The organism is Bacillus sp. BP-3 (assembly GCF_028401955.1).
In the GTDB taxonomy this organism is placed as follows: domain Bacteria; phylum Bacillota; class Bacilli; order Bacillales; family Bacillaceae_G; genus Bacillus_A.
In genome coordinates, this window is sequence record NZ_JAQOTJ010000039.1 from 1 (window position 1) to 10424 (window position 10424).

Consider the following 10424-nt stretch of genomic DNA (forward strand, 5'->3'; position numbering starts at 1 on the left):
GAGCTGACGAATACTAATAGATCGAGGACTTAACCATATAATATGAAGCAAATGTTATCTAGTTTTGAAGGAATATACCTTCATAAGTCTGGTAATGATGGCAGAGAGGTCACACCCGTTCCCATACCGAACACGGAAGTTAAGCTCTCTAGCGCCGATGGTAGTTGGGACTTTGTCCCTGTGAGAGTAGGACGTTGCCAGGCAAAAACCTAAGTCGTTTTGACTTAGGTTTTTTTATGTTTGTGTATTCAAATCTGAAAAGTTGTTTTTCTGTGCAACTTAAAACTTTTGTTTTTCCATAAAAAATTACCCTTAGATTCATAAAGGATACTTTTTAATCTAACTATGTAAATTTTTTAATGGGTTCTATATTGACCCGTTAATTTCTCTTCACCCATTCGAACAAGACGTTTTGTGATTTCTCCCCCGACAGAACCATTTGCACGTGCAGATGTTTCTGGGCCAAGTGTGACCCCAAGTTCACGAGCAATTTCGTATTTCATTTGCTCAATTGCGCTTGTTGCACCTGCAATAAGAATTTCATTTGTATTATAACCGTGTCTTTGAATATTCATAATTACACCTCCACTATATTTGTATATAATGTGCTCTTAATTGTGATGAATATACATGTTATACGCAATATCTTTATCCTTGTCTCGAATTCTCCTTAGATGAAAAGCTTAAGTTAATAGACAAGGGGGAGTATCACGTCGCCATCAACCTAAGATAAATCTTTACTCTAAAAATACAAAAAACACTATTCTTTTTATATTATGATGAAATGCGCTAGCTGATAATGGTATTGTTTCATTTCCTATGCAGATGGATAGTTATCTGAAACATAAAGGAATATTAGTATCAATAACGAAGTGTCTAAATGAGAAGCGCTGGTATAGGCTCTTTAATAGTATTTTTCAAGGGGTGATCGATTTGAAATTGTCACAAATAAGACTTTTAGTCAAAGATTTTAAGAAAAGTGCCATGTTTTACAGAGATTTATTGGAATTTCCAGTGAGTTGGTACGAGGAAGATAGCAAGTATGCGCTTTTCAATAACGGGGAAACGAAGATTGAGCTTGTATCCCGAAAAATGATGGCCGAATTAGTGGGTGAAGGAGATAGGCCTTTAGAAGGTGAGTCTCAGTCAAGATTCTTACTTCAATTTGAAGTTGAAGATGTCGATAACACTTATAAACGCTTTAGAGAAAAAGGAATTAACTTTGTTACTGAACCGCATGAACGTAAGGAATGGCGAGCGTACGTTGCACATTTTCGTGATCCTGACGATAACTTAATTGAAATATATAAAATGCTGTAATTTCAAAGGAGGATATAGAATGTCGCAACCATTATTGGCTGGAATGGAAGGTGTATTTATACCAGTCAAAGATCCAAAAATTGCAGCTAAATGGTATGAAGAAAAATTAGGATTTAAACTTATTTATATTGAGAACGAAGCTGCAGTTATGAAAATCGAAGAAGAGTCGCAAACAGTAGTATGTCTTGTTAGAACTGTTAATCATCAACCAATGAAGTTTCCTGAGAATAACTTTGGAGTAGGGAAATATTATAACTTTATTTCTAAAGATATTAATGAGACTTACCGACTGTTAATTGAAAGTGGTGTCAAAGTAAATCCTATTAGTGGAGAAGGGACTACCCAATTCTTCACATTTTTTGATCCTGATGGAAACCCTTTAGGTGTTTGTCAATGAATCTATATAGTGCTTATTATGTGAATGAAGAAATCCCTTCAGACCTCTGAAGGGATTTCTCATACTGTTGGAAAATAATTTATTCAATAGACAAAAATTAAAAATTCCAGATCACTCAACTATCACTAAGTTTCTTTTGCAACGTTTACGAAACACGATATTTTTGGAAGAGCTTTTTTAGCATTGTCTTCGTTTGATTCATCAAGTAGGGTTTATTGCGACCGAAACATGGGTGGCGGATGAAACCGAATTAAAAGCGAATGCAAATAAACGTATCCGCGAAAACTTGATAGAGGAAAAGATAATAGAAGAAAGGAAGAGAGTTTTTATAATTCTCCTCGTTTTTAAGGGAAACTTTCATGTTCTTTAGTTGTTCAGCTCATTAGAAAATGCTGTAGAACTTACCGGTTCTATTATAGTAATATCACACATATATAAATATGAAATATTGCATAATTAAATTTATTGATATGAATAGAGGCACTAGCTATAATAAGAGTATAAAGATTTATTACATCTTGACATTCAAAAAAGGAGGGAAATAATATGGCAATCGCAATGGCTGTTTTGAAATTTTTAGGCGGAGTACTTCCATTAGTTCAAGAACTTTTAAAAGCATTTATGTAAGTTTATCATTCAGCAATCATTTATAATACTTATTGTACAAATAATCTGTATATCAAAGAATTGGTGTACAAATTATTTGTATGAGTAAAGTCTCTTTAGATCATTAATATGAAGGGGCTTTTTTTAGTTTCTACATACTTGGAATGCTAATAAGTGAAGTTATGTTAACTTAGAAAAGATAATACAATGCAAGGGGGTCTCGCTGCATGCCTATCAAGCTAAGGTCTTGATGTACCCTCTAAACGAAAATTTTACTTCTCTACAGTTAGTTAATTATAAGATTTCATCCCATCTTTTCATTTTGGGACATGAAGTGATCGGTCTGTATCCCTATAAATATGAAAGCAAACGACTTGATCTTATCAAAGTAGTTTGCTTTCATAAAAAAGATAAATGTTTTATATCAAAAATAGAATTTTGGAAGATCATAGGTCTTTCTTACAGTTGAGGTTTTTATATAGAAGGGCAAGTAACGCAATCATAGCTCCAACCAATGCACATAACATATCCCACTGTGTATCCCACACATCTCCCTGTGCCCCGAGAAATGCTTCTGCCCCTGTTCTTGTTAATTTTGCCACTATAAATTCCAATAATCTATATAGCGCACTAAATGCTAGGTAAACTGAAATTACAAGTAATCCTAACCATCCCTTTTTATGAATTCCAACTACTTCGATAAGTACTTCCCTTGTTATTAATGCTGGTACAAATCCTTGTATGAAATGCCCTACACGATCGTAGTAATTTCTTTCTAAATCAAAATTGTCACGAAGCCAATTGAAAAATGGTACCTCCGCATATGTATAATGACCACCAATTAGTAACATCATCAAATGAAATTTTTCAACATGTAAATATAGATACAAATAAAGTAAATCATATTGTGAGCAAGGTTAAAAGGAATAATTATTTATCAGTTGCTTCAACTAATAATGAGGCCATTAATGGTATTTCATTTGAACGTATAAAAAATAATGATACTGGCCTCGGTTATTTACGTAATACCCATAAACACGGTGCTTTCGAAAACTTGCAGCCACCAATACTAGAAGAAAGTAGTTATGATCCTGTTACAAAAAAGATTCGCGCATCAATCTTACCTGGTTTATTTGGAGCGAGCAATGAAGTCTCGGCTTCCTATAAAACTAGACAAGGTTCTACCCAAAAAGTAACACTAGTTAGAAGTGAGAATGGAGACATATATGAGTCTAGAGAAAATATACCTTTTGGTGAATTTTTACCGTCCAACGAGGTTACATTTGAAATTAAGGATTCACAAAATAAATTACCTAAAAACAAGATTTCTACCGTTGTTAAATACAATACCGCATTTGATAATTATGTAGTAGATAATTCAGGGGAATTTGTTGTAGAAGGAACTGCTGGATCATATTGGGGAAGCCATCGTGCCAACAATAAATGGGAGTATCTTTTAAATGAGTCTTCTAGCTCTGAAAAAGTGAATATAGTTATTGAAAGAGTAGAACAGCCTAAACCTGGGCAACCAATCAGAAAAGATGAAGAAGTATTAATTAAATTTGCAAATCCTATTTATTCAGATTATGCATATTTAAAACTTCAAGGTGGTTATATCCATTTAGATAAAAAATAAGATGCAGGTACTTTTAAATTTAATCCTGATTCAAAAATTCCGGATCTATTTTTTATAACGTCTAATGGTAACTATATATACGAACATGGTTGGAAAGGCTATATAACATATCAAACTGCAGAAATTAAGCAAGATGCATCTCGTTTTTTTTATGCTTGGTATCTTAAAAGATGATGTTCTCGGGAGAGATTTTCTATCATGCTGGAAAATCGAATAGAGGTTACCCGAGATGTTAAAAGTTCTTCACTTTATGTGATTGTTAATAAATTCCGTAATTCATTATACGGCGAAAAACCGAAATCTGGCTTCAAATTTCGGTTTCGTTTATATAAAGTGTGAACGGTTTTAATCCCTTTCATCGCCTTTGAATCATGATTAGGTATGAGATTAATGAATATCAACTTTTTTAAAATAGAATAGTGTTGCGAGAAAACCGATAATAGCTGTAGCGGCAATGGCAACATAAGAATATTCTGGAGGATATGTCGGTTGCAATTCGTTATTTACTATATCTAGCGCAGCTGTCCAAGGAAACAAATCTTTGTGTTCCGAACTTGCAGTTAGAACATTTACCATTGCTACAACAATTGTTAATATAATAGGCGGAACATAAGTCCTCATTACAAGGGTTAGCAGTACAATAGGAGAAGATAAGATAAAAAGGAATCCACCGCCTAATAAAAATTTCACTAAAAATTGAAAAGATAAAGGGATGCTTAATCCAGGAAACCCTCCTAATAGCCCTAATAGTAAGGTTAGTCCCCATGCAACTATAGTTAGGGTCATAATCCAAATAAATAGAAGGGTGAATTTGCTCATGATAAAGTTAAAACGTGATACAGGAATGGTTAATAAATTTTTTAATGTATTTTCTGTGTATTCACGATTAAAGAGATAGGCGGTAACGACCCCGTATAGAAGGACTCCCATAAATAAAATAATATACATATTTACATTAAGAAAAAGGGCATCGAAACTCGCGGGTGTAGCAGATGGTTTTGTTTTCATTTCTATATAAAAGGCCAAAACGATCATAAACGGTGCTACCGCTGCCCCAATAATACTAATTAAGAACATATTAGAGCGTTTCAACTTTAATAGTTCTGTATATAATAGATTAGCCAATTGTCCCACCTCCAACCAATTTGGTGAAATAATCCTCTAATCTGTCTTCACTCATTATAATTTTTAATACGTCAATATCGTTTTGAACAAATATTTTATTAATTTTTCCTTGTTGTCCGAAATGGGAATAAACACGAATATTTCCTTCATCATGTACTTCGTAGTCAAAAATATGAAATTGTTTTTCTAAAAGCATTGCAGCTTTATTATCGTCATTTACTTGGAATTCTAAGTATTTACGATTTGTTTTTCGAAGTGCTTCAAGAGAAATTTCTTCCAATAACTTCCCTTCATGAATAATCCCCATGTGATCTACTAACTGTTCGACCTCAGCTAAAATGTGGCTGGAAATTAATATTGTTATGTTTCTTTCTTGTGCTAAAGATTTAATAAGTTTTCGCATTTCTTTAATACCAATTGGATCTAAGCCATTTGTCGGTTCATCAAGTATTAATAGTTCTGGATAATGGAGAAGGGCTCTTGCGATTCCTAATCGTTGTTTCATTCCCAAAGAATATTTACCCACCAGCTTTTTTGTTTCATGTTGTAGGCCTACAATTTCTAATGCTTCTTCAAGGGCATTCTTTTTATGCACTCCGATTATCTTTGCGTTAATTAATAGGTTCTCTCTAGCAGTAAGATTTTCATAAAATCCTGGAACTTCAACGATAGAGCCAATTCTTCTTAAAATTTCTTTTTGGTTTTGGAAAAAATCCTCCCCGAATATTTCGATTTTTCCGCTTGTAGGCTTTATGAGACCTAGCAGCATTCGAATTGTCGTTGTTTTACCTGCACCATTTCGTCCGATGAAGCCATAAATCTCTCCTTGATTTACATTTATATTTAGATTATCCACTGATTTTTGATTGCCATAAATTTTAGTGAGATTTGTTGTTTTTATAATTACACTCATTTTGGAACACCTACTTTCTATAAACTCTTACTTACATGATAAAAAGGAGGATTTAACTGCGGCTTAATCATTTCTTAACTATTTCTTAAAAGTGGTTTGTTTTGGAATGGAGAATCCGAACGTAGTTCGTTCCCATGGAATACTTTCCACCCATATGTCTCCGCTATTTTTTTCTACGAGAGCTTTTGCAATAGCAAGTCCTAGACCACTCCCGCCATGCGAAGCACTCCTTGATTGGTCACTTCTATACATTCTTTCAAATACGTTTTCTAAATTACTATTTGAAATTCCAGGTCCTTTGTCCCAAATGAGTAGTTGGTATTCAGAAGTGGTTTCTAGTAGTTCTATTCCCACTACTTTTCCGGCTTTTCCGTAATATATCGCATTTTTCATGAGGTTACCTATAATTCGTACAAGACTAAGGTAATCTGCTGTAATAGGGCAAGATGTTTCTGGAATATGAACCTGTAGTTCTATGTTATGTTTTGAGAGTTCAGGTAAAAACTCAATTAGCGATTCTCTAGTAATCTCAGCAAAATCGAGAGACTCTTTTTGTATGTGGAATTCATCTGCATCTAGCTTAGCCATATTAAATATTTGATCAACTAATTGTTTTAAGCTGTTCGATTTCTTTGAGAGTATTTCGAGATACTCTCGTTTTTCATCTTCTGAAGCAGCAATTCCATCTTTTAAAGCATCAACATATCCTATAATGGAAGTGAGCGGTGTTCGAATATCGTGTGAAATACTAGATAAGAGTTGTCTTCTAGCCTTTTGAGACTTTCTAGCTTCAACTTGTACCTTTTCTAGTTCTGTAATTAATTCATTTATAGAAAAAATTACATCATCCAACGAGTTATCATTGTTTGTGTATAATCTTGTATGTAAATTTCCGTGAATTGTTCGTTGTAAGTTAACAGTAATAGACTTTCGGCTCTTTATAAAATGGATTCTTATAAAGAAAAGGCTTATTGTTATAAGAAATAATGCAGTAAATAAAATGAGTTTACATATATGACTCATCTCAATGAGCAGAAGTATCGCAATGATGATAAGCTGAAGTGAAATAAGATAGAGAACTTTATCGGTTTTCATCTTTTTCACCTACAAATTTATAACCAATTCCCCACACAGTTTGAATAAATTTAGGATCTGAAGGATCCGTTTCGATCTTCTTTCTAAGTTTTCTAATATGTACCATAACTGTATTATCATCTTCTATATAGTTACTGTCCCAAACATTGCGAAAGAGTTGTGTTTTCGTAAATACTTGTTCGGGATTAGAAGCGAAAAACTTTAGTAGCTCTAGTTCTTTCGCCGTTAAAGCTATTTCTTCTTCACCTACGGTAACTGTGTATTTTTTTAAATCAATGGTTAGACCTTTAAACTGAAGGGCTGTTTGTTCATGAGAGATAGCGTCGCTTCCTAATACTAAAAAACGCCTCATAAGAGCTTTCACACGTGCAACTACCTCATGAATGCTAAAAGGTTTTGTAATATAATCATCTGCACCTATACTTAATCCTAAAATTTTGTCTACTTCATGATCTTTAGCAGTAAGCATTAATATAGGAATATTTGTTTGCCCTCTAAGCCTTTTGCATACTTCAATTCCATCTATTTTCGGCATCATCAAATCTAATATGACGAGATTATATTTGTTTTGGTTAAATAAATGAAGAGCTTCTTCGCCATCGATTGCTGTATCTACTATATAGAACTCTCTCTCAAGATACCTTTTTAATAAATCTCTTATTTCTTTTTCATCATCAGCTATAAGTACGCGAATGGTTTCCATCGTTTCACCTGCTTCTAAATTGAAATGTGATTGTATAAACAAATTATATACTATTAATTGTTAAAATAAGGAGATACAAGTTCGAGCATTTCATGTTTTTGGATATTGGCTAATGACTTCCAACGCTTTTTCTCTCACAAAATGTATTAATTCAGCAGGCTCCTCTATTAATATTTCTGTTCCAAGACTAAGGAACAGTCCTCCGATAAAAGGTATATCTGACTCTCTACATTTTTCTTCAATTACTCCGGTACCATTAGGGGTAACTTGAATCCATTCTCCAATAGGATGAGGATCGAGCATTTTACAGCCTTTTTTCGTTAGTGTAGCTCGTAAAGTAAGTTCTTTTGATAAAGTATCTGTTTGATTTAACCATTGTGTAATGGTCATATCTCTTGGAATTGGCTCTGAGAAATCGTGTTGTATTTTGAGGGAAATAATTCGATCGACTCGAAATGGTACATTCTTTTTTCGTTTATAACAAAATGCAGGAGAGTACCATAAACCGTTAGATAGAACGAGTCCATAAGGAAAGATTGTTCGGATTGAGTATCCGGAACGGGATTCGTATTCTATTTGAAGATGCTTTTTATCTAATGATGCTTGTAAAAGTTCTTTGAGGTAATGATTTTTAAAACTTCTATTGGGTGAATCAATAGCTAGTCTATCTTGTAATGTTTCTATTTTTTGGATCATCTCTATAGACATACTGGAACGGATTTTAGTAATGGTTGATATATTCTCTTGTTTAAAAGGTCCATCTTCTAAAAGTTGATAGGAAAGAAGTAATCCTGTAGCTTCTTCTGGTGTTAATGAGATAGTAGGGAGTTTTTGTTCCTTTATAAGAGTGTATCCACCATTTGGTCCAGAGGAAGAGAAAAGAGGGACACCCATTTCACTTAATAGATGTAAATCCCTAAGTATCGTTCTTTTGGATACTGAAAACTCATTTGCTAGCTCTTGAGCAGTAAAGCGATGTTTTGTATTTAGTGTAATTAATAGTTCAAATAATCTCCCTGTTCTAGACATGAAAATATCTCCTATTATTAGTGACGTTGTTTGTCACCAATATACGATAAAATAAATATGAAGTCACGAAGTTCCCTTCATCAATGAGGGGAGCACTAAAGGGGGATTAGGGAATGAGAGAATATACGGTAAATGCAAAGGGAGTAAAAATTAAAGCTTATGAGTACAGCCAGAACGGTGAGCCAATTTTGTTCCTGCATTATATGGGAGGAAGTGCAGCCATTTGGCGGAGCATTATTCCAAAGTTTACAGAACAATATCGCGTAATTGCTATCGATATAAGGGGACATGGTAATTCGGATCATCCTCAAAAAGGATATCAACTTGAAACTTTAGTTGAAGATGTTCGAGAGGTGTTAGATGTTCTTGGGATTCATAAAACTCATATAGTAGGAAGTTCGCTTGGTTGTTCTGTTGGTACAATGTTCGCATCGATGTATGCTGATAGAGTTATTTCTTTAGTTAATTCTGAAGGAGCTTTGATCAATCATTCAGGACCTGGGGGCTTATATACGGAATCTAAAGAAGAGCATTTTAATAAATCTTTTTCTAATCCGGAACAGGAATTTGACTCAAAAGAAGCATTGATACAGTATATGAAAAAGAATTGGCTGCCATGGAATAAAGAGAGAGCTCTAGTTATGGAGGATTATAAACCACGAAAACTTCAAAATGGAAAAGTAACTTTTGTATCCAAGAGAGAAAACATGATACAGATTGCGGAGGATCTGTATGATCGTAGGATAGAAGAGTGGTATGATCATGTTCAATGTAGAGTGTTGTTTCTTCCAGCAGAAAAAGAAGGTGACCTGAATAAGAAATTAGCATTTATAAAAAGTGTTGAATGTAAATTAAATGAAAGTAAAACAGTTGTAATTCCTGAAACGTCTCATGCTATGATGTTTGATCATGCAGGAGAGTTAGTTCGTGAAATTAAGGGGTTTTTGAATTCTTCCTATAAGTTAACGTGATTGCGAATCACCGGCGGTTTTATCCCGCTATTCGTGGACAGTAAGACCCCCCACCTCAAGATCCCAAGAAAATCGAAGAAGATAGGTGGGGGATAATTGCCCGTAAAAGCCCGGTTGGTTCAAATAACCATCAGTGGGGAATGAAGAATCCCACACTGACGGAAGTTTCACTTTGTGTGGAGTCTCTGTAGGTATAAGGGTACTAGGTTTACGTAATTCATGTTATTATGCCCAGAGCTCTATATAAAATGTGCTAAATTCACTTTGATTTTTTTACATATGAATTGTAGTTATACAGAACAAAATGACGTAACAGCGAATATCTAAAGTTTTTTAAAAAGTTATTGACTATTATTACATAGAGGAGTAATATTATACGAGTCGCTGGTGAAACGAAGTAACCACGATAAACAAAATGAAAAACTTAGTTGACATCGAATGACTGAGATGTTAACATAAGGAAGTCGCCAACTTGAGCGGCGGATAAGTTCTTTGAAAACTGAACGAAACAAACAACGTGAAACGTCAATTTTTATTTATGATGCTAGACAAACTTTATTGGAGAGTTTGATCCTGGCTCAGGATGAACGCTGGCGGCGTGCCTAATACATGCAAGTCGAGCGAACCGA

At 34.1% G+C, this 10424-nt stretch carries 11 protein-coding genes, 2 rRNA genes and 3 pseudogenes; 8 read left to right on the plus strand and 8 right to left on the minus strand.

From position 1 onward, the window contains the following. The first annotated feature begins 87 nt into the window (after positions 1-87). A 5S ribosomal RNA gene (gene rrf / locus PLX19_RS25520) occupies positions 88-203 on the plus strand. A gap of 153 nt (positions 204-356) precedes the next feature. Here the strand turns inward: rrf and PLX19_RS25525 are convergent. After that, a complete protein-coding gene (locus PLX19_RS25525) occupies positions 357-575 on the minus strand; it encodes an alpha/beta-type small acid-soluble spore protein (protein WP_272191738.1) in 219 nt (72 codons plus the stop codon). 358 nt (positions 576-933) lie between these two features. On the opposite strand from PLX19_RS25525, the gene PLX19_RS25530 reads away from it, so the two are divergent. The 4 genes and pseudogenes from PLX19_RS25530 to PLX19_RS26090 all read left to right on the plus strand — a co-directional run bounded on the left by PLX19_RS25530 (position 934) and on the right by PLX19_RS26090 (position 2344). Continuing rightward, positions 934-1320, plus strand: coding sequence for a VOC family protein (locus tag PLX19_RS25530; RefSeq protein ID WP_272191749.1), 387 nt, complete (start codon positions 934-936; stop codon positions 1318-1320). Positions 1321-1339: 19 nt separating this feature from the next. Next, positions 1340-1717, plus strand: coding sequence for a VOC family protein (locus PLX19_RS25535; RefSeq protein ID WP_272191739.1), 378 nt, complete (start codon positions 1340-1342; stop codon positions 1715-1717). 193 nt (positions 1718-1910) lie between these two features. Further along, positions 1911-2087, plus strand: a complete 177-nt coding sequence (locus tag PLX19_RS25540; protein WP_272191740.1) for a hypothetical protein — start codon at positions 1911-1913, stop codon at positions 2085-2087. Between the two features lie 70 nt (positions 2088-2157). Beyond that, a pseudogene (locus tag PLX19_RS26090) lies at positions 2158-2344 on the plus strand (hypothetical protein). Positions 2345-2769: 425 nt separating this feature from the next. On the opposite strand, the pseudogene PLX19_RS25545 reads toward PLX19_RS26090, so the two are convergent. Continuing rightward, a pseudogene (locus PLX19_RS25545) lies at positions 2770-3177 on the minus strand (DUF2238 domain-containing protein); the annotation flags it as partial. On the opposite strand from PLX19_RS25545, the gene PLX19_RS25550 reads away from it, so the two are divergent. Then, a complete protein-coding gene (locus tag PLX19_RS25550) occupies positions 3147-3959 on the plus strand; it encodes a hypothetical protein (RefSeq protein ID WP_272191742.1) in 813 nt (270 codons plus the stop codon). The pseudogene PLX19_RS25545 and the gene PLX19_RS25550 overlap by 31 nt on opposite strands. A 248-nt stretch (positions 3960-4207) precedes the next feature. Here the strand turns inward: PLX19_RS25550 and PLX19_RS25555 are convergent. From PLX19_RS25555 to PLX19_RS25580, 6 genes and pseudogenes are all read right to left on the minus strand, one after another. Continuing rightward, positions 4208-4333, minus strand: a pseudogene (locus PLX19_RS25555) (IS6 family transposase); the annotation flags it as partial. 13 nt (positions 4334-4346) lie between these two features. After that, positions 4347-5084 (minus strand): ABC transporter permease, encoded by a 738-nt coding sequence (locus PLX19_RS25560; RefSeq protein ID WP_272191743.1) that lies wholly within the window; start codon positions 5082-5084, stop codon positions 4347-4349. After that, on the minus strand, positions 5077-5997 hold the full coding sequence (locus PLX19_RS25565) for an ABC transporter ATP-binding protein (protein WP_272191744.1): 921 nt from the start codon (positions 5995-5997) through the stop codon (positions 5077-5079). Before PLX19_RS25565 ends, PLX19_RS25560 begins: the two co-directional genes overlap by 8 nt. A 78-nt stretch (positions 5998-6075) precedes the next feature. Continuing rightward, on the minus strand, positions 6076-7092 hold the full coding sequence (locus tag PLX19_RS25570; RefSeq protein ID WP_272191745.1) for a sensor histidine kinase: 1017 nt from the start codon (positions 7090-7092) through the stop codon (positions 6076-6078). Then, a complete protein-coding gene (locus PLX19_RS25575; protein ID WP_272191746.1) occupies positions 7079-7795 on the minus strand; it encodes a response regulator transcription factor in 717 nt (238 codons plus the stop codon). Before PLX19_RS25575 ends, PLX19_RS25570 begins: the two co-directional genes overlap by 14 nt. A gap of 90 nt (positions 7796-7885) precedes the next feature. Then, complete coding sequence (locus PLX19_RS25580) at positions 7886-8824, minus strand: helix-turn-helix transcriptional regulator (RefSeq protein WP_272191747.1); 939 nt, start codon at positions 8822-8824, stop codon at positions 7886-7888. 113 nt (positions 8825-8937) lie between these two features. Between PLX19_RS25580 and PLX19_RS25585 the strand changes: the two genes are divergently transcribed. Both PLX19_RS25585 and PLX19_RS25590 read left to right on the plus strand, forming a co-directional pair. Further along, the gene (locus PLX19_RS25585; protein ID WP_272191748.1) at positions 8938-9795 is read left to right on the plus strand and encodes an alpha/beta fold hydrolase; all 858 of its coding nucleotides are present in this window, start codon (positions 8938-8940) and stop codon (positions 9793-9795) included. Between the two features lie 555 nt (positions 9796-10350). Further along, positions 10351-10424 (plus strand): 16S ribosomal RNA (locus PLX19_RS25590); the annotation flags it as partial.

Excerpts from the sequence above, each read along its gene's own strand:
- PLX19_RS25525 (WP_272191738.1), bottom strand. The coding sequence starts at position 575 with ATGAATATTCAAAGACACGGTTATAATACAAATGAAATTCTTATTGCA.
- PLX19_RS25535 (WP_272191739.1), top strand. The coding sequence starts at position 1,340 with ATGTCGCAACCATTATTGGCTGGAATGGAAGGTGTATTTATACCAGTC.
- PLX19_RS25550 (WP_272191742.1), top strand. The coding sequence starts at position 3,147 with ATGTATAATGACCACCAATTAGTAACATCATCAAATGAAATTTTTCAA.
- PLX19_RS25565 (WP_272191744.1), bottom strand. The coding sequence starts at position 5,997 with ATGAGTGTAATTATAAAAACAACAAATCTCACTAAAATTTATGGCAAT.
- PLX19_RS25570 (WP_272191745.1), bottom strand. The coding sequence starts at position 7,092 with ATGAAAACCGATAAAGTTCTCTATCTTATTTCACTTCAGCTTATCATC.
- PLX19_RS25575 (WP_272191746.1), bottom strand. The coding sequence starts at position 7,795 with ATGGAAACCATTCGCGTACTTATAGCTGATGATGAAAAAGAAATAAGA.
- PLX19_RS25580 (WP_272191747.1), bottom strand. The coding sequence starts at position 8,824 with ATGTCTAGAACAGGGAGATTATTTGAACTATTAATTACACTAAATACA.
- PLX19_RS25585 (WP_272191748.1), top strand. The coding sequence starts at position 8,938 with ATGAGAGAATATACGGTAAATGCAAAGGGAGTAAAAATTAAAGCTTAT.